Origin of the sequence: Microcoleus pseudofavosus SVA1_A4 (assembly GCF_036700565.1) — a bacterium.
Taxonomy (GTDB): Bacteria; Cyanobacteriota; Cyanobacteriia; order Cyanobacteriales; family Microcoleaceae; genus Microcoleus.
The window spans coordinates 1-20,565 of record NZ_JAUBPE010000061.1 but is presented as its reverse complement, the minus strand read 5'-3'; the positions used below and the strand labels follow the sequence as shown (position 1 = coordinate 20,565).

The following is a 20,565-nucleotide window of genomic DNA, read 5'->3' as shown; positions in this document are numbered from 1 at the left end:
AGGGACGATAACCTTTTCATCATCTCTCTTTACTTTCTCTGTTCAGCGAGGATAGCTTCACGCGGCGATTATCGCGAGAAACAGGCACTAAAGCAGGAGCTTTAATATTAGCATCGCTCTCTTTTAAATTCTCCACAATCTTAGATAATTCTGCAATTGTCGGTGCTTCAAAAACGCGGCGCAAAGGCAACTCTACCGCGAAAGCATCTCGCACTCTAGAAACAAGCTGAGTCGCCAGCAGCGAATGGCCTCCTAATTCAAAGAAATTGTCGCGGATACCCACTCGCTTTATCCCCAAAACCTCAGCCCAAATTTTCACTAAAACTTCCTCAATAGAAGTATGAGGCGCAACATAACTGCCAGCCCATTCTAACTTAATTGGCTCCGGTGCAGGCAAAGCGAGGCGATCGACCTTTCCGTTAGCCGTCACAGGTAGCGACTCCAGCACCACAAAAGCCGACGGAACCATATATTCCGGCAGTTTTTCTGCTAGATAAGCCTGCAACTGTGGCACTAATTTCCGTGCTGCTTTAGCTTGTAAGGGATTGTTAGCATAAGAGCGCCAAGGACGCAAGTTATCGCTTCGGGTTTCTCGCACAAAATCTCTAGTTTCGCCCCGTGCAAACACTACATCGTAGCGCCCTTGACTGTCGGAATTAGACCAACTAATATTAACATTATACGGAACTTCCAAAGCATACCACGCTTCGGGATCTACTCCTAAATCATCGATTTTTTCCACGGCTTTTTGCAACTGACCTGCTGTGGAAAATTTATCGACAACTGACAGCAATTCTGCCGCCTTAACTGCTGCCGTTACCCGCGCATTAGGCACATTAGCAATTCTTAAAACATCGAGTTGATTTTGCAATAATATTTGTTGCACCTTGGTAACAGTCAGATTCTGATTTTCATCCAACCAGTCCAGCCGTTTTTCTGCGCCCCACTCCCCTTTTAACGATGATTTTTGGCGTGCTGTTTCAGACGCAATATGCAAAATAGCATTGTACCGAAAATCAGTTAACTCATTGTGATAACTACCGCGAATTAATTGAATCTCTACGCCGCCAATCTGCGGAAAGCAGTGTTTTAATGCGCTAAAAAACTCTGGTTCAATAACTAACTCTGTTTCTTGAAAAATTTGCATTTGTACTCGCTGCTGCAACTGTTCGCCAGCGAGAGAAGGTTCGGCTTGATACAGTTGTACCGAAGCATGAAAAGCTGCCAGCAACGGCAAGCTACGCACATCTCCGATGAATATAAAGCCGCCTGGGGCAGTTGCTTTCACCGCACCTTCTAGCACCTGCACGAGATAGTCGATAGTCGGGAAATATTGCACGACAGAGTTGAGAATTACTGCGTCAAAAGCTGCTATCTCTACTCCTTGAAAGTCTGTCGCCATTTTCTGAAGCAGCGTTACATTAGCTAACTGTTGATTTGCCAAGTGCTGCTGAATATAGTTGAGCGAAATAGGTGAAAAGTCTGTGCCGCAATATTGAGTGCAGCGAGGCGCAATTTGGAACAGCAACAAACCTGTGCCGCAGCCAATTTCTAACACTCGGCTGGGTTGCAAAGCTAAAATTTGGGCGGCTTGATTGTTCGCCCAGTCACGCACCTGTTCTGCCGGGATTGGCTGATTAGTATAACTGCTATTCCAGCCGACAATATTAAATGTGGGATCTGAGTCAACAGCAGGTTGATTGTAAGTTTCATTGTAGAGCATTTGCCACTGCAAAACCTGTTCGTCCTGCAATTGCATTATTTGGTTGGTTTCGCTGGCACTGCTATATTCTGCATTCAGCGCAATATAAGCTACTAAACGTTTATCTCCCTGTCCATCTTCCGAAGTTGTTACTACAGTTTGTTGCACCGCCGGATGTTGAGTTAATACTGTCTCGATTTCTCCTAATTCGATGCGGAAACCGCGAATTTTTACTTGTTCGTCAATGCGTCCCAAAAATTCAAGGTTGCCGTCGCTTCGGTAGCGCACTAAGTCGCCTGTTTTGTAAATTCGCTCTCCTGAATTTGGTTTAAAAGGATTGACAATAAAGCTTTGTGCGGTTAAATCTGGGCGGTTGAGGTAGCCGCGAGCGAGTCCGTTTCCGCCGATGTACAATTCGCCAACAACCCCCATTGGTACGGGCTGCAAATATTTGTCTAATATGTAGATTTGAGTGTTAGCAATGGGGCGGCCAATTGTCGGGGCGATGTCTGTTTGCTCTGTTAAAGGAATATAACCGGAAGTTGTGACGACAGTGTTCTCGGTTGGGCCGTAATTATTTACTAGCTTAAATGGATGGGATTTTAAAGGATGTTGTTGCAGTTTTTCGCCGCCTGCGAGCAAGATTCGCAACGCTGTATTTTGAGGCCAATCTAATAGTAAAACTTTCTCGGCTAAAGGTGTTGGCAAAAAGCTAATTGCGATGGCGTTTGATACTAACCAGTTTTGCAGTTTTTCAGGATCTCGCCTGATATCATCTTCTGGAAAGTAGATGCTAGCTCCCGCGGCGAGATAAGGCCAAATTTCCCACCCGCAAGCATCAAAGCCGATCGCTGCAATTTGCGTTGCCCGATCGCCCGCTGACACCCCAAACTCTCTTTGATGCCAAAAAACGAGATTTAACAAGCTCCCGTGCTCAATTTCTACTCCTTTCGGCTTTCCCGTGGAGCCGGAGGTGTAAATCGCGTAAACCAGATTTTCGGCTGTGACTGCGCTGGTGGGATTGTCGGCGATTTCTTGGGAAATCATCTCCCAGTCTGTGTCTAAACAAACTATCTGTAAATTGGGCGAGCGCAAATTCTCTACCCATTGCTGCTGAGTTAACACCACAGATAATTGAGCATCTTTTACCATAAAGCTCGATCGCTCAGCAGGATAGCTCGGCTCTAAAATTAGGTAAGCTCCTCCCGCTTTCAGGATACCCAACATCCCCACGATCAGATCGAGCGATCGCCCGCAGCAAAGCCCGACTAAAACTTCCGCGCCAACCCCAATTTTTTGCAGATAACGTGCTAGTTGGTTGCTGCGGAGATTTAGCTCTCGATAGGTGACTGGCTCATCTCCAAATACTAGCGCCACCGCATCCGGTGTCCGATCGGCCTGCATTTCAAATAGCTGATGGATGCACAAAATTTGCGGATAATCTGCCTGAGTATTGTTGCATTCAACTAACAAATGATCGCGCTCTTGGGCGCTCAAATATTGCAAATTTGCGATGCGCTGTTCGGGATTTGCAGCAATACTTTCTAACAGAGTTTGAAAATGCCCGATCAGGCGGGTAATCGTAGCTTCATTAAATAAATCGGCGCTGTAAATAACCATGCCGCTGATGCCCTCCGAGCTATCAACCCACAGCTTATTGCTGGGCGATTGGTTGCTTCCCGAGCTGTTGGGCGATCGCTCCCACAAATGAAACTCCAAATCAAACCGCGCTGTACCCACATCTAACTGCTGCGGGCTGAGTGTTAATTCTGGCAATTCTAACCGATTCCCCGGCGCGTTTTGCAGCGCAAACGCCACCTGAAATAAGGGATTTTGGTTCAACGCGCGATCGGGGTGCAGTTCTTCTACTAACTTCTCAAACGGCAAATCTTGGTGAGCGTAAGCTCCTAATGCTACCTCTTTGACTCGGTTTAAAAGTTCCCGAAAAGTTGGATTTCCCGACAAATCTGTACGCAGCACCAAACTGTTGACAAAAAAACCGATTAATGCTTCAATTTCACTGCGGTTGCGATTGGCGATCGGCGAACCTACTACAATATCTTCTTGCTGGGCGTAATGGTAAAGCAACGTTTTAAAAGCTGCCAGCATTGTCATAAACAGCGTCACTCCTTCGCGCTGGCTCAACGTTTCTAAAGCCTCGCTCAGTTGTTTTGGCAGTTGCAAAAATTGCCTTTTGCCTCGGTAACTTTGAATTGCTGGCCTGGGTCGATCCGCAGGCAAATTTAGCATAGAAATGCCGTTTAGCTGCTGTCGCCAGTAAGCAAGCTGCGTTTCTAAAACTTCCCCTTGCAGCCATTCGCGCTGCCATTTTGCAAAATCAGCGTACTGGATCGACAAAGCCGGTAAAGGCGAAGGTTTTTCGCTAGCAAATGCCGTGTAAAGTGTGCCTAATTCCTGAATAAGCACTCCGATAGACCAACCGTCGGAGACAATGTGGTGCATATTCAGCATTAGTAAATATTCGGCATCATCTAACTGCAATAATGTGACTCGCAGCAACAAGTCCTTGGACAAATTGAAAGAGCGTTGAGCTTCCTGGGCCGTGAGCCGGTTTGCTTCAGTTTGTCGAGATTCCTTTGGCAAGTTTCGCAAGTCCACTACATTAATCGGGAGGTGGAAAGCAGCAGCTATTCTCTGAACAGGTTGGCTCGAAACTACTGCTAAATTCGTCCGTAAAGCTTCGTGGCGGCGCACAATTTCATTGAAGGTTTGTTGCAGCGCCGTCAAATTGAGCGCACCTGTCAAACGCAATGCTGCGGGAACATTATAAAAGGGATTGTTTGGGACTAATTGGTCGAGAAACCACAAGCGCTGCTGTGCAAAGGAAAGCGGTAGATTTCCGTCGCGCCCCATAGGAACAATCGGTGTAGGAGTGAAACTAGAAGTACGATTAGCTGCTTTTAAAAATGAAACTATTTCGGCTTTTTTCTGAGAAATTTCGGCCCGTAGTTCTGGTGTAATAATTCCTTCAGGAGCGTTGCAACGCAGGATCTCGCCTTCAACAAAAATATTAATATCTAGACTGCGAAGGTAAGATAAAAACTCAACTAACTCAACCGTGACAGAATCTCTGGCATTTGGCGATGAACTCGATATTTTTGGATCGGGCATTTTGAGTCATCCTGTCATTACTTGGGCAAATATAAAAGAAATTCCAACAGCGCACAAATTAAGAGCCAGGACTTACGGAAGTGTCACAATTAGTAAGGTGCGTCAGATCCGAAACCCTTGATAATCCGTTCATAATCAAAGTCTGACGCACCCTACAAGTCGATTCGAGCGTGCTATTGCAACTAAGTAGGCTGCGATCGCACCCATCCGGCGGTTACGCGATCGTAAGAAGGCGGCGCGGAGGATGGTCGCAAAAAAAGTGAGGCTATCCTACCTGAACTTCCTGCTCAGTTTGAACCTTTGCTAAAGCCGCTTTGAGATTTGCTTCAATCGACTCCACCTCACCCCAATGCTGGCAGTAAACTAGCAGCTTGCTACCTCTCTGAAGGATGAGATTTTGATTCTAGGTAGCTAGACATCAGGCATTGCTTTCTAAATCTTGGCTTTGAAAAATAGCAGGTGTGTCAAACTGTGTCCAGGAAAGATGGCAGCGCGATCGGCAAGGAGTAGTAGCGGAACATCGCCCCTCGTTCCATAAATTGCTCCATCACCAGCAATCTTTACTGATTACTTTCAAGTATTGCCTTCGCCTGCAAAAGTCCTTGAATATTCGTGCCGCGATCGCTGCTAGCTGTTAAATAGATGCGATCGCCATTGGAGTTAAAAGATACCCTCGCATCTTTGACATTAAAACCTTGCTGTGGTATGACATACATGAATAGAGCAAGATAGTGATTAGAATGCTGATAAATAACCAAACTGGGATAAATTTACTGGGTTTGAGCGATCGCCTAAAAATTACGACTCACAGTATTAGCGATCGCCTTTAGTAGATGATCAGTGTATAACACATCATTGGTGTGGACAAAAGCGTAGTATTCTGGTGAAGAGTAAAATTTCTCTTGCACTCAATTAATCCGTTAGCCGAAAACAGAGGACATAAATGTCGAAACTCAATGTTGATCAAAAGTCCATATTTGACTTATTATCGGACAAAAAATCTGACTTCCTCATCCCTGATTACCAAAGACCATATGCTTGGGATGATCAACAATGTCAAACTCTTTGGGATGACTTATTTTTATTTTCTTTTCCAAATAATAATTGTGATGCATTCGACGATAACGAAGAATATTTTCTTGGATCAATAGTTACATTTAAAAATGAAAATGGGAAGTCAGAGGTGATTGACGGGCAACAGCGACTTACTACACTACTATTAATCCTTCGTGCCTTTTATGACAAATTTTCAAATATGCAGGACAGAAATTCTATACTTACTAGGGAACGAATTGAGAAGTGTATATGGAAAACTGACACCTTTGGTAGCGCAGACAAATCACTATTAAAAATAGACTCCGAAGTAGCTACCGACAACGACAAAGATGAATTTCTTGAACTGCTAAGGACTGGCGATGTAAAGGCTGGTGCTAAGAGTCAATACGTTCAAAATTACAAATTCTTTCAAAATAAAATTGAAGATTTTTTACAAGATTTTGCTGGTTATTTTCCATATTTTCCTGCTCGAATTTTAAACAACTGCATTCTTTTACCTATTGAGGCAGAGTCCCAAGATACGGCATTACGAATTTTTTCGACACTAAACGATCGTGGTCTTCCACTCTCAGATGCTGATATTTTTAAAGCCCAGTTTTATAAATACTTTAGCGACTCCAATAAGAAAGATGAATTTATCAAGGACTGGAAAGAACTTGAGGAATTATCAAATACAGTGTTTCATCCAATAACTGGCACACCAATGGATGATCTATTTTCTCGATATATGTATTTTCTGCGAGCAAAAGAGGGAAATAAAAGTTCAACTACGGAATCACTGCGAAAGTTTTATGAACGGAATAAATATCAATACTTAAAGGAAAAAAATACTATAGGTGATCTAAAAACACTGGCTATTTTTTGGAAAAGCATCATCCTTCAAGACAAAGGACGATTCTCGGATAGCATTATTAAAAAACTATTTGTACTACATTTTGCTCCAAATGGTATGTGGCAAAATATTACATCTGTCTATTTTTTGCAAAACAAGAGCAGCGAAGGTCTTCTTGAGGAAAGCGCTTTTGGCACTTTCCTTGATCGAATCACGGCTTTTATATTTGCATACGCAATAACTAATCCTGGAGTAAATGCCCTTCGTACTCCTGTGTACGATGAAATGATTACCATTGTTAATGGGTCAATCGCTACTTTTTCAAAGTATAAGTTTAATGAGACTCAATCTCGCGCTCAATTTGAAAATTATACATTTACGAACAAAAGGTCAATTACACGCTCCATGATAACTTGGTATGCCCATTCTTTCCCAGAACAAAAACTCCTTGATTTGAAGCAAGGATTCGATATCGAACATATCTATTCGAGAAAGCGACAAGATATCGAAGGTGGTTTAAAAAACGAGAGCAATCTTGAATCCTTGGGGAATAAAATACTTCTGGAAGAAAGTATAAATATAAGAGCATCTGATTACCGATTTGAAGATAAGAAGAAAATATATAGTGGTATACAGCGTCGTGGGAAATTTAAAGACCCAAGCCAAATTCATGAAATTAAGAATATTATTGAGTTGAAGGAGTTTGACGAAAACCAGGTGATTACAAGAAGTAAAAATATTCATGATCGTTTTTTTCAATTTTTAAATGAACAAGACCTGATTGAGGTTCAGCAGTGAATCGGCAATAAATATTCGCCTAACAAAGCGTTCACCTCACGCGGAAGTCGCGCACATGAATACCGAAATTATACCGAAGCCGATACACTTATTAAAATTGTCTGTTTTTAGCACAGATTAGGTAATCAAAATTAATTTGCTTCGTTGATGAGTTCAAAGAGGTTCTAGGCGATCGCAAAGACAAATAATTACTAAACGATCGCCTAAAAATCACGACTCACAGGAATAGCGATCGCTTTAGGGTGAGTTAATGAAATGTAACGCTCCTTATTTTTGTTTGAACGAAAGCATTCTGTTCGGAAATGTAGGGAGTGAGAGATTTTCCCAGCACATCAAGGTAAAAACTTCGCTACACAATCGATCGCACCACTCCACCCTCAACTCGCAGGGCTGCACCATTAATCGCAGAAGCTAAGGGACTGGCAACAAACGCAACTAACGCAGCAACTTCTGACGTTGAAGCAAATCGCTGAATTAGCGAAGATGGACGCATCTTGGTAAAAAACTCTTTCTCAACTTGTTCAATCGAAATATTTTGCTCCTTAGATAATCCCTCGATGAAGTCTTCCACCCCTTCGGAACGAGTTGGACCAGGCAATACCGTATTGACAGTCACATGGCTGCCCGCAGTTGTTTCCGCCAAACCGCGACTCAATGCCAATTGTGCAGTTTTAGTCACGCCATAGTGAATCATTTCGGCGGGAATATTCAAGCCAGATTCACTAGAGATGAAAATAATTCGTCCCCAATCTTGCTTCAGCATCAGCGGCAAATAATGGCGCGAGAGGCGAACACCGCTCATCACATTCACTTCCAGAATATTCATCCACGCTTCATCGGAGATATCTTCAAAAGCTTTGGAGGCATAAATTCCTAAGTTATTCACCAAAATGTTGACGAATGGCACTTTTTGAAGTAACAATTCAACGCCTGCTTGCGTTCCCAAATCGGCAGCAATTCCCTGAAGTTTGGCATTAGGGACTGTTTGCTGAATGCGATCGATCGCATTGTTGACGCGCTCTTGCGTTCTGCCATTGACAATGAACGTCGCTCCTTCTTCGGCAAGTGCGGTAACGATTGCCAGTCCAATTCCACCTGTTGAACCACTGACCAATGCCACCTTTCCTGATAGTTTGAGATCCATACTTTGTTAAACCAAATATAGCAGTTGACAGTTGACAGTTGACAGTTGACAGTTATGGTACCCGAATTAAACCGTCGATCTAGCGCTCCTTTGAGACTCTATTCATTAGGTTATTGATGCCCTAACCGATGTGGCGATTGCTATAATGTCAAATAATTATCTACGACTATGGCCTAATCAATTGGTCGCTACCTAATCCAACTTTACCACCATTTTGCCAAGATTTTTTCCCTCAAAAAGACCGATTAACGCGCCTACCGCTTGGTCAATTCCTACTACCACTGTTTCCTGATTTTTCAATTTTCCAGCGAGGATTCAGTCCCCAAATTAGCTCAACATTTAGATGCCAAAGATTACATCTGTTGGAGTTCTATTCCTCTGGTTTCCTGCCACCAATTTGATTGCACTTAGACACACACTTTTTGGGAGCATCTCATATTTGTAAAAACACTTCTTTTGGCTCCTTCCTTCTTCCTCTTTCCTCCTGCCTCCTGCCTCAAAACTCCAATTTCTAGCTTGCCTGCAAAAGTGAGATGCTCCCCACTTTTGGACGGTCATTCCACAAAACAATCAAAATCATCCCGCAATTATCTAAGGCTTTAAAATTCCACATCTTCTCGCTCATTTTCGTCGGTTCTGGGAGTATCCAAACCTTTCGCAGCCCAGCGCATTGTTTCAATGTATTTTGCCAGACTTGCCACAGTCGGAGCCTCAAACAAATTGCTGACCGATAACTCGACTTGCAAAGCGTCTCGGATGCGAGAAATCAACTGAGTTGCTAGCAGGGAATGCCCGCCTAGTTCAAAGAAATTATCGTAGATACTAACCTGCTGTTTTCCCAAAACTTTAGCCCAAATTTTCCCGATCGCCTTTTCGAGATCAGTCCGAGGCGCTACATAATTTTCTGTTATATCCTCGCTGTCTGTATCTATATCAGGCAAGGCGCGGCGGTCTACTTTGCCATTAGGCGTCAGTGGCATATTCTCCAACACTGCATAAGTTGCAGGAACCATATATCCTGGTAACTTTTCTTTCAAAAATTGGCGCAAGTCACTTGACTTAAGATTGGGAATTTCTAATTTTTCATTAATGCGGTCAGGAATAACATAAGCTACCAAATGTTTATCGTCGGGGATGTCTTCCCTCACAATTACTACTGCTTCGCGCACTTGTGGATGCTGGCACAAAGCCGCTTCAATTTCTCCCAATTCGATGCGGTAGCCTCGAATTTTTACTTGGTCGTCAACGCGACCTAAAAACTCGATGTTGCCGTCAGCTAAATAGCGACCTAAATCACCTGTTTTATAAAGGTACGAACCAGGTTTATTGCTAAAAGGGTTAGGAATGAATGCAGCAGCAGTTAAATCAGGCTGGTTGAGGTAGCCTTTCGCCAGTCCGTCACCGCCGACGTACAATTGACCTATAACACCGATCGCCACCGGCTGCAAATCCGCATCGAGGAGATAAATTTGCGTGTTGGCGATCGGGCGGCCGATGGGGATAGATGTTGCGGTTTCGGGTACGTCTTGCACGCAATAATAAGCCGAAAATGTGGTATTTTCTGTAGGCCCGTAAACGTGAATTAATTGAGTGCTTGGGTTTTTTTTGAGAACTTTTTTAACCCATCTCATATCTACCGCTTCTCCGCCAAACAGCAAGCAGCGCAGCGAATCAAAAGCTTGCGGTAAAACTCTAGCAATTTGTTGAAATAAGGCAGTTGTTAAAAACAAAACTGTGATGCCTTCTTGGCGCAGTTCTAAGGCTAAATCGTGAGGCGAAAGGGTAATATTTGTGCTAATTCCCACGAGTTGAGCGCCGTTAAGCAAGGCTCCCCAAATCTCGAATGTGGCTGCATCGAATGAAGCGTTTGATGCTTGGGCAATTTTATCGGTAGGTTCTATTTTTATATAGTTGGTGTTGAGTACCAACCGATTTACTGCTTTGTGGGTGACAGCAACTCCCTTGGGTTTTCCTGTAGATCCAGATGTGTAAATAACGTAAGCTAGGTTGTCTGCTGTTGCGGTGTTGGCGGGATTTTCGGCGCTTTCTTTGGCTATGTGTTCCGAGTCGCGATCGAAGTAAATCACCGAGTTTGAGAAGTCTCGGAAATTCTCAATCAATTTATCTTGAATTAGCAAGACTTTAACTTGAGCATCTTCCAGCATCAAGTTTAGCCGATCGCGCGGATAGCTCGGATCTAACGGTAGGTAAGCCCCTCCCGCTTTCAGTACAGCCAACATCCCGACAATTAGATCGATCGATCGCTCTGCACAAAGCCCCACTAAAACCTCCGCCCCCACGCCCAGTTTTTGTAGGTAGCGCGCCAGTTGGTTGCTGCGACTGTTGAGTTCTCTGTAAGTGAGGTGCTGGCTGTCGAAAGTTAGGGCGACATCCTCCAGATGCTGCTGGACTCGCTCTTCAAATAACTGATGAATGCACTTATTTTTAGGATAATCTGTGCGAGTATCGTTCCATTCTCTGAATAATTGATTCACTTCATCCTCGCTCAATAAAGGTAAGTTAGCAATTCTTTGTTCTGGATTAGCAACAATGCTTTCCAGCAGCGTTTTAAAATGCCTCAGCATTCGGGCGATCGTAACTTCATCAAATAAATCCGTATTGTACACAGCTAAGCCTCGGAGGCCTTCCGAATCTTCCCAATGTTCGCCGTATCTGCTCCTAAAGTTATCGGAAGCTTCCCACAAATACAGCTCTAAATCAAAGCGCGTGGTTTGAGTCTCCAAAGGAAAAGAACTCAACTTTAATTCTGGCAATTCTAGCTCGTCCAGCGGCCCATTTTGCAGCCCGAATACCACCTGAAACAGCGGGTGGCGATTCAACGATCGCTCTGGGTGCAATTCCTCGACTAGCTTCTCAAAAGGCAAATCTTGGTGAGCGTAAGCTCCCAGGGTTACTTCCCGCACCCGGCCCAAAAAATCTCGAAACGTCGGGTTTCCCGAGCAGTCTGTTCGCAGCACTAAGGTGTTGACAAAAAAACCGATTAATGCTTCTATTTCGCTCAGGTTGCGATTGGCGATCGGCGAACCGACAACAATATCTTCTTGTTGCGAGTAGCGGTAAAGCAAAGTTTGAAATGCTGCGAGGACTGTCATAAATAAAGTCGCTCCTTCTCGCTGCGAGAGCGCTAAGAGTGCGTTTTTCAGCTTTTTAGGCAGTTCTAAATATTGAGTTTTTCCCCGATAATTTTGCCGAGCTGGTGCAGGGCGATCCGTCGGCAAATTTAACGCAGAAATCCCGTGCAATTGCTGCCGCCAATAAGCAAGCTGAGTTTCTAATACTTCACCTTGCAGCCATTCGCGCTGCCACTCGGCAAAGTCGGCATATTGAAGTGATAATTCTGGCAGGGGAGATGGCTGTCGATCGATCAAAGCTGTATAGATAGCCTCCAGTTCTCGAATTAGCACGCCGATCGACCAATCATCGGAGGCTATGTGGTGCATATTTAGCAAGAGAATATGCTCGGTCTCTGTCAGCCGCAGGATGGTTACTCGCATCAGCGGCCCGGTGGATAAATTGAAAGGGCGAAGAGATTCTGCTGCGGCGAGTTTATTTGCTTCTGTTTCCCGTTGTTCCGATGGCAAATTTTGCAAGTCTAATACTTTTAAATTAGTCTTGAAAGCGGGAGAGATTATCTGCACTGGTTGCCCTGATACTGCGGCAAAAGTCGTTCGCAAAGTTTCGTGGCGCTGCACTATTTCGTTGAAGGTTTTCTCTAAGGCTGTTAAGTTGAGGGAACCAGTTAAGCGCAGTGCTGTTACTACATTATAGAAAGGGTTTTCCGGTGAGAATTGGTCGAGAAACCACAACCGCTGCTGGGCAAATGATGCCGGAAAGACAAAGACTTCGGCTTCTGAGGAAATATTCAGTTTTTGTCGATCGTTTGTAAAGGAATTGTCATAAATTTCTGATGCCATATCTATTGCTCTTGGGGGATGAGGTGTGTTAATTTTTTGATGGCGCGGGGTTGGTTTTTGACGGTGCGATCGCCTCTTAAAACTTTCGCGAGCAAAAGATGGGAACCTTTAATATAATAAATCTGGGTTCGGGAGTGCGGGAGAGACGCGGGCAAAAGAAACGGGGTTTTTGCCTGCAGGATCGAGTGATCCGTTAAGGGGCTAGGAGTGCCACCCCCCAATCAAATTTAGTCGCAGAAGGGGTCATTAGGCTTGTGCTTCGGGTGCGATCGGGTGAGTTAGATGCGAGAATTACCGGGAGCAATCCGTGGAGAGGTCAAGCTGTAGTATGATTTCTAATTGCACAAAGTGTTCTTGGGGCGATTAACAGCGGGATAGCTTTGCTTCACGCAATTTTCTCACATTTCTAGCTTAGCGACTACTATTGATTCAACAGTGTCGGCAATCTTTTAGATCAACTCACTAGAACTTGCGACCTGATGCAGCCAAAATACTTAAGAACACTGAACGTGCAGTTTAAATTAGAGGTTATAGGCTAATGGCGCAGCGGAACGTATACTCGTCAAAGGGCGAGCCAGAGGATGCACAATCAGCAGAAGAAGTCCTCCACTCAGTAATGCAAGAACTGGACGCTTTGCATCAAAATGTCAAAGGCCAGTTAAATCAGGACATTACTCGGCTGCAAACTGAAAAAAATCACCTGATTGACGATATTGAAGACCTCCGGGAGCAATATCGCAAATTGCAGTCTCAGCAAATGGAATCTCTGTCGGGGCGATACATTCAGCAGCAGCAATTGTGGCTGAAGCAGTTGGCTCAAGTTTTGGCTCACAATTTGCAGGATTTGTTGGTGCAGCGGTTCAACGAACTCAGCGCTAACTCGGGACATTCTCTCAGCAGCCCTATTCCCAGCGGCGAGTTCCCCATACCCCTGCCGCCGAGCAACTACGACGAACGGGCCTCGGAGTTGCTGGCGGCGCTGGATGAAAGGATCGATCGCAGTTTCCAGATGCTGGAACAAGATTTAACCAGTTACGAAAGCGAGCTTTCCGTGCGGCTCAACAACATGAAAACCCTGGAACTGCAAGGGGAAGAACTGTTACAAAATCTCGTAAACCGCATCAGGGAAGAACTCGAAGAAGAAGAAGCATATCTTGAGAATCCTTTCGATGCTCAAGATTCCTATCCCGAGGAATCAACTAATTCTGTTAATTCTGTCCGCCCGCAATTTCTCCCGCCCACACCTGCGGATGCGCCGCGGGAAGCCGTGCCGCAGCCGTCTTCAGCGCCTGCTGCACCCGCTAAAGCAGCTTCTCAAGTGCAGACAGGTTTGGTGCTGGCTTTGTCTTCGGCGGTGGTATTGTCGCTATTTAATGTTTGTTTGAGAATTCTGATTAAAGGCAAAAATCCTCGGATGGTTTTTGGCTTGTTTGAATTTTCGGGGGTGGTGACTCCAGGTTTTGGAAATTCTTTGTTGATTTTGTTGATGCGGCTGATCGTGGTGATGGCTTTGATGCCGATATTGGCGACATTTTTGTATCCTTCTGTATGGAAAGATATTAGACGGTTGTTCCAGTCGGGCGATCGAGCTTTGTGGAGCAAGGTTTTAGGAAGTGCATTTTTTCTGTTTTTGTCTCAGGTTTTGATTTATTTGGCGATCGGCAATATTCCAGCGGGGATTGCGATTACCATTTTCTTTATTTACCCGATCGTCACTGTACTCGGTTCCTGGATCTTGTTTGGTGCTCGCCCCAGCACAGTCGGCTTTTTGGCGATGTTGGGAATTACCGCAGGTCTGATTTTGGCTGGGTCGCCCAGTTTTGCTGTGCAAGCTCCGGGCGGCGGCAATGTCGGGGTGGGAGTCACGGCGGCACTGACTTCTGGGATTACCTTTGCAGGTTACGTATTGCTGACGCAAATGGCCGCGGGCAAGCTGCACCCGATTCCTTTTAGTTTAGTTAATTTCGCCGCAATTTTTGTATTTTCCTCGCTGAGTTTGTGGGTGCCGCTGTCGGAAAATTTGGCTCCTAAAATCGACCAAAATGTTTGGCCGGGTTTGATTGTGGGAGGCGTTGTTTTAGGGGTGCTGACGCTGTTTAGCTATCTTTTGAATAATTTTGCTATCCGGTTTGCGGGGGCAGCCTTAGCGTCAGTAATTGGCACTTTGGGGCCGGCGATGACGGCACTTTTTGCGTTGATAATTATCAATGAGAAGTTGAAGCCTGTGGCAATTCTCGGCATGGCTGTGGTGACGTTGAGCGTGGCTGCTATGAGTGTGGAACGCATGGTGGCTCCGCAAAAGAAAGCTGGTTGAGGCAAAAATTTGGGCGATCGTCCATTCAGAAACCCGGTTTCTTCAAGAAACCGGGTTTCTCTGTGCCCAGACAAGATCAAACAACAGAAACCACCACTCGAAAACCGACAATACTAGCCTTACAATCCGGCTGATATCGCAGGCGGCACGCGCTGCGACAATTCGGAGGACGATCGTTCCATGAACCACCTCGCAACAGCTTCAGCGAAGAGTCGCCCTCAGACTCCCAAACGCTGCCATCCGCAGGCGCACCGTTATAATTATTGTGCCAAGAATCCGCGCACCATTCCCAAACATTTCCGTGGAAATCGTACAATCCAAAAGCATTAGGTTTAAAACTGCCGACATCTGTTGTTTGAAAGCGATAAAGTCCCTTCGGAGCCCCAGCGTAACTAGAAGTTCCGTTGTAATTTGCCAACTCGCTGGTAATCGTTTCTCCAAAGTGAAAAGGTGTAATTGTTCCCCCCCGGCAAGCATATTCCCATTCAGCTTCACTGGGCAAGCGATAATTCTTACCAGTTTTTCGAGAAAGTCTAGCGCAGAACTCCACAGCCTCGTACCAAGATACATTTTCTACAGGTCGATTTTCACCTTTAAAACGGGAAGGATCGGGATTGAGAAATGTTTTAATTTCCGGGAGCGCCGCAACTGCTATCCACTGTGCCTGAGTAACTGGAAATTTGCCAATATAGAAAGATGCTAGATTTACTTTGTGCTGCGGTTTTTCATCGCTATCACCCTCATTTTTTGGGGAACCGATGAAGCAATTACCCCTAGGAATAGACACCATTTCTATTACTATACCGCTGCCAATAACTTCTTCAAAAAAAACTGCTTTGCCGCTATTTATATTAATCGTATTCCCGCTGTTTTCTACGGTCAACACTTCAAATTTAAACGTAGTTTCAGCATTGATTGTCGCCGATTTACTACTGTTGTGAGGGGGATTAGTATTGATTTGCAGACTCTTGTTAACCTGGGGATTGGTATTGAGTTGCCTGCTATTCCTAGGGGTATTGACAGCAAGTTGCCCTGGTTTTGCCAGAGAATTTATCGCTAATTCACCTCCTTTCGCCAGAGCAGAATTTATCGCTAATGGCCCTCCCTTGGAAAGGGCTGGAGGTTGGGGGGGTAAAGAATAAAGATTTAAAGCTTTGATTACTTCATCGGCAGATTGATACCTATTTTTGAGAGAATCTTGAATTAATTTATCTAAAACTTTTCCCAAGTCGCTGCTGATAGTTGTGCCAGCAGGCAACCTTTCTCTCCAAATCCAGCCGCCACCGATCGCGTCGTAAAGCTCATCATAACCGTCAGCTTTTGGCACACAGTGAGTTAGCAGTCGAATGCAAGTTATTCCTAAACTGTACAAATCGCTTCCGGGAAAAACTTGGCCGCGCATTTGTTCCATCGGCGAATAGCCTGGTGTTCCCACCGTCGTGCCGACTTTACTCATTAGCGATCCCGTCACCTGTTTGGAAACGCCGAAATCGATCAGAACTAACTCGCCTCTTCCTCCCCTTCCGAAGGCAGAATTGCGCGAATTTCCACTCTGTGGTAGAGATGAGTGAAGAGATGTGCGGCGGCGGATTATATTCTCAAGTTTGATGTCTCGGTGAATGACATGGCGATCGTGCACAAATTTCAGCACCGGCAACACATCTGCCAGTAACTGCCGAATCTTTGCTTCGTTAAAAACGCCCTGCTGAGTTAATTCTGCTAGTAAAGTTTGCCCCTCAATCAACTCTTGTACTAAATAAAGCCGCTTGTCTTGTTCAAAATAAGCAATTAAGCGAGGAATTTGGGGATGTTCGCCGAGTTCGTAAAGTCGTTTCGCTTCTTCTTTAAATAATTCTGCGGCTTTTTCAAGTGCTGAGGTTCCTTGAAATTGGGGTAAAAACTGCTTGATTACGCAGGGATCGTCCATGCGATCGGTATCTACCGCTTCATAAGTTCTGCCAAATCCCCCTTCGCCCAACAGTCGAATCACGCGGTAGCGGTTTCTGAAGAGAGGCGTGAGGCTTTGCGATCCGCAACTTTGACAAAATTTAGAGTTGTCGGGATTGAAAGGATGGGAGCACCTGGGATTAGAGCAGTAGAACATATCTGGGAAGAAATGATCCGGTTAAGGTTATGATATCATGTCGGGTTGATTTGTTAATTGATACTCGGCTGGTAATTGGTAATTGGTAATTGATAATCGGTGGGTATTACCCCTCATTTGTGCGTTCCGAATATATTCTGACTTGGGAATTATAACTTACTGACTCGCTCATTATTCTTTAACGCCGATATTCCTCGCTACAGTCGCCAATCCACTGATATCAATCCCTCGATTTCTTAAACATCGGGTTAAGCAGATGACATCTGCTGCATCCCGGATCGAACCAAAAACCCTAGAATTATCTGCTAAATGTTGGGAAGCGGGCATCAAGATATTTAAAGATAAATCCCGATCGCACTTTTGGCATGGATATTTCCGTGAGTTCCAGACACCAGCCACATTCCGTTTAATACGCCGTTAAATTGGGAGTAAACTGCGATCGGCCGATCTATCTAAATTCATCGCAATTGGGGGAATCAGTAATCTCTTTACAAAGGCCAGTATCCGTATAACAATCAGACTAGAAACCCCAAGAGCGATCGCGCGCAGATAATTTTGAAATATTCGGTATTGCGATCGAGTGTGGGAAACTACAATTCATCAAATGAATGATTAAATATTACTTTGTAGTTTGGGGCAACAATTGATTTAGTGCACCGCACAAGTATCCCTTCACCGTGTCTTTACTTGCACCCACCCCACTCGGAAGGGTAAAGATCATCTCAACATTTAATAGATTGCCGTCCATTGAGGCAAATACGTCAATTGGCAAAGCACGCTGAAATGCTGTTGCGGGATTTTCGGCTTTCATTACACCTAAGTTCAGATCCGTGCTGAGAGTCTTGATGCCCTCGCGGGCCAAAATGGGTCGTAATTGGGAAAATGCTCTCTCTATCGATAACCCCTCAACCTGAACACGTGCAGAAAAGGCGGCACCATTCAAAAAATCCCCCTTTTTTTGAAAGCTTTCCTCGCAGGTTGTGGCAACAGCGGGGGTGGCTAAACACATGAGAGCTAGACTCAAGACAAGCGATCGCATATTAACTGAGTTATAAGAATGAAACAATCATCAAGATAGTGATGAACCATTATAGGATTATTTGGCAAGTGATGCAAATGCCTTTGATGGTTTTTAGTATGAGTTGCAGTCCGGTTAGTATTCGATTTTATTCTAGCAAGTATATAAACTAGAAGAATTAAGGGTAAAGACTAAAAGGGCGAGCGCACCGAATTAAAGGGCGATCGATCTACTGGTATTTTTAAAGTATTGGTATTGCGAGCGCTAGCTAACGGCACATTAAACAAAGTGAAAAGATTCTATTGAGTCCGTTTCAAATGAGATATTGCAACCTTCTCGCTCGCGCAGGCTTTTCGACCTGTTCCACAAAAAGTAAATGAATTTTCTTGTGGGGAGTAGGGGTTGGGCAGAAGCTCCCTTCGAGTGAAAAGCTTATTGCAACTCGTGCAAGATATCAGTTCCAACGAGTTGTGGCGATCGAAAGTGCGAACGCTAATAACCTCAACTGATTAGGCCTCAATATTTCACCGCTACATTAAATCGAGCTGACAATTTTAAGCCCGAGAATGAAACATTAGGTATTTGTTTTTTTCTTGATTGTGGCAATTACACTTGTATCACAATAAAATTACTTTTATCTGCTTGTTATGGAAATAGATCGCGTGCCATTCCTGAACCGCCTCCGGCGCACCATGTCGTCTGTGGAAACTTGGGGGTTTAGTCTAGTCGGATTTCTGACCTGGTTTACCTTAGTGCCGTCGGTGCAGGCAGAAATTGGCTCGGCATCTATGTGGGTATGGATTCCAGGCGTTATCGTCGGAATATTGATTAACCTTCAAGTTCAGAGTTTGGGTGAGAAATATCCAGATGTATCTGGGGGAACACCAAATTACACCACGCGACTGCTGCATCGTTACCCAGCCCTGGGGCGCTACTTGGGGATTGCCTACTACTTGGGGTGGGTTTCCTTTCCGGCAATTAATGCGATCGTCATCACAGATTTGATCCAATTCCATTTAGAACCGATGGGGCTGAATATTCCAGAAAAATTGTTTGAGATCGGTTTTACTGCGATCGCTTACTTTGTAGCATTCAGTGGCACTCGCGCGATCGCCATTGTGCATCTGTTTTTTGTCTTTCCTTCGATCGGCTGTCTACTCCTGTTCTGCGTTCAGGGTTTAGGCTGGCTTGCCTTTTCACCCCAAAGCCCCGGACTCTTGCCCAGCAAGATTGATGCCATCAGTGTCTATGACTGGCTGAAATGGTACTTTTATGCCGCTTATACCTTCTATGCCTGCGAAACAGCTTCATCCTTTGTAGCAGACAGTCTCCACCCAAAAGACACCCTCAAGGCGCTGTCTTGGGTTGCCTGGTTCATGCCTCTGGTGTTTGTGGGTGGCACTTTAGTGTTGTTGCAGTTGGCAACCGATCGCAGTTTAGGAAGCAATTTGTACGGCAATTTCCTGGCGGCTGCCAAGCCTTTCTGGGGAGACGCTGCCCCTGTCATAGTCACATTGCTGGTTGCGTCTAGCTGCTTGTTGGGAACTGCGACTAGCGTTTGCAATACACCCCGCGTCCTGTTCCAACTCGCGCAGGATGGGCTGTTGTCTCCGGTGTTTGGCTCGGCATCCCGTCGGGGTGCTCTAGAACCTGCACTGGTATTAACTTTTATCTGTAGTTTAGGATTTTTAGTATGGGGTGACACGACTCGAATTTTCGTGGTGTCAGGGGTGTGCTGGTTCGTTTCGATCGTGGGGTTGCACTTGGGGCTGTGGATGCAGCGCCACGATCCCGCCGTGCGCTGGGGGCGACTATCTCTGGTATTGGTAGCGGTGGAATCAATTATCTTACTGGTGGGTGGTGTTGCCTGGGGATGGATGGATTTTGGCATCGGGTTGCTGTTGCCGTTCGGCATGATAGCCCTCGACGCTGCAATTGGGCGGATTCCGTGGGAACCTTTGCACTTACCGTGGTGGGATCGACTTCATGCCAAGCCAGTAACTCCTCCTAAAAACGGAGATTTTGTGGTGCTTCAGGTGGCAATTTTGATTGCGCTGATTTGCGGTACAGCGACGATCAGTTGGCTGATCAGATCCTGGCTGCGGGTAGAAGTCGGAACCAACAATCTCTATCTGATGATTATTGTGTTGATGACGCTGGCATTTGTGGGAGTGGCGATTGCTTGCTGGACAACTCTGCCCCAGGTTGCTGCGATCGAAGAACTAGCAATTTCCTCGATCGCGCAAACCAAAGAACTGGAGAGGACTCTCAACGAACTGCAAAAAGCCCAGATGCAAGTTATCCAAAGCGAAAAAATGTCTAGCTTGGGACAGTTGGTTGCCGGAATTGCCCATGAAATCAATAACCCGGTCAACTTCATCCACGGTAATCTTACCCACCTGGACGAATATACCCAAAATCTGCTGCGGATGATCGAACTCTATCAACAGCGCCATCCCAGCAACGATTCAGAGGTGCAAGCAATGGCAGAGGAAATCGATTTGGAATTCGTCACTGAAGATATCCAAAA

The 20,565-nt window shown here is 45.1% G+C and carries 10 protein-coding genes; 4 read left to right on the top strand and 6 right to left on the bottom strand.

The window, feature by feature from the left end; translation table 11 throughout:
• Nucleotides 1-19: 19 nt before the first annotated feature.
• Both QUA02_RS23095 and QUA02_RS23090 read right to left on the bottom strand, forming a co-directional pair.
• Complete coding sequence (locus QUA02_RS23095) at nt 20-4,834, bottom strand: non-ribosomal peptide synthetase (protein WP_333031048.1); 4,815 nt, start codon at nt 4,832-4,834, stop codon at nt 20-22.
• Nucleotides 4,835-5,394: 560 nt separating this feature from the next.
• Nucleotides 5,395-5,550, bottom strand: a complete 156-nt coding sequence (locus QUA02_RS23090) for a hypothetical protein (protein WP_333031046.1) — start codon at nt 5,548-5,550, stop codon at nt 5,395-5,397.
• A 227-nt stretch (nt 5,551-5,777) separates the two neighbouring features.
• Between QUA02_RS23090 and QUA02_RS23085 the strand changes: the two genes are divergently transcribed.
• A complete protein-coding gene (locus tag QUA02_RS23085; RefSeq protein ID WP_333031042.1) occupies nt 5,778-7,520 on the top strand; it encodes a DUF262 domain-containing protein in 1,743 nt (580 codons plus the stop codon).
• Between the two features lie 349 nt (nt 7,521-7,869).
• Here QUA02_RS23085 and QUA02_RS23080 read toward each other — a convergent pair whose 3' ends face one another.
• Both QUA02_RS23080 and QUA02_RS23075 read right to left on the bottom strand, forming a co-directional pair.
• Nucleotides 7,870-8,664: an SDR family NAD(P)-dependent oxidoreductase gene (locus QUA02_RS23080; protein WP_333031039.1), complete on the bottom strand. Its 795-nt coding sequence runs from the start codon at nt 8,662-8,664 to the stop codon at nt 7,870-7,872.
• Between the two features lie 599 nt (nt 8,665-9,263).
• Nucleotides 9,264-12,599 carry a non-ribosomal peptide synthetase gene (locus QUA02_RS23075; RefSeq protein WP_333031036.1) on the bottom strand — a complete coding sequence of 1,112 codons (3,336 nt, stop codon included), beginning with the start codon at nt 12,597-12,599 and terminating at the stop codon, nt 9,264-9,266.
• A gap of 538 nt (nt 12,600-13,137) precedes the next feature.
• On the opposite strand from QUA02_RS23075, the gene QUA02_RS23070 reads away from it, so the two are divergent.
• Nucleotides 13,138-14,913, top strand: a complete 1,776-nt coding sequence (locus QUA02_RS23070) for a DMT family transporter (RefSeq protein ID WP_333031033.1) — start codon at nt 13,138-13,140, stop codon at nt 14,911-14,913.
• 76 nt (nt 14,914-14,989) lie between these two features.
• On the opposite strand, the gene QUA02_RS23065 is transcribed toward QUA02_RS23070, so the two are convergent.
• On the bottom strand, nt 14,990-17,017 hold the full coding sequence (locus QUA02_RS23065) for a bifunctional serine/threonine-protein kinase/formylglycine-generating enzyme family protein (protein WP_333031031.1): 2,028 nt from the start codon (nt 17,015-17,017) through the stop codon (nt 14,990-14,992).
• A gap of 256 nt (nt 17,018-17,273) precedes the next feature.
• Between QUA02_RS23065 and QUA02_RS23060 the strand changes: the two genes are divergently transcribed.
• Nucleotides 17,274-17,438 (top strand): hypothetical protein, encoded by a 165-nt coding sequence (locus QUA02_RS23060; protein WP_333031030.1) that lies wholly within the window; start codon nt 17,274-17,276, stop codon nt 17,436-17,438.
• Between the two features lie 198 nt (nt 17,439-17,636).
• Here QUA02_RS23060 and QUA02_RS23055 read toward each other — a convergent pair whose 3' ends face one another.
• On the bottom strand, nt 17,637-18,026 hold the full coding sequence (locus QUA02_RS23055; protein WP_333031027.1) for a hypothetical protein: 390 nt from the start codon (nt 18,024-18,026) through the stop codon (nt 17,637-17,639).
• A gap of 656 nt (nt 18,027-18,682) precedes the next feature.
• Here QUA02_RS23055 and QUA02_RS23050 point away from each other — a divergent pair.
• The coding region (locus QUA02_RS23050) for a PAS domain-containing sensor histidine kinase (RefSeq protein WP_333031025.1) at nt 18,683-20,565 on the top strand (1,883 nt) is incomplete at its 3' end.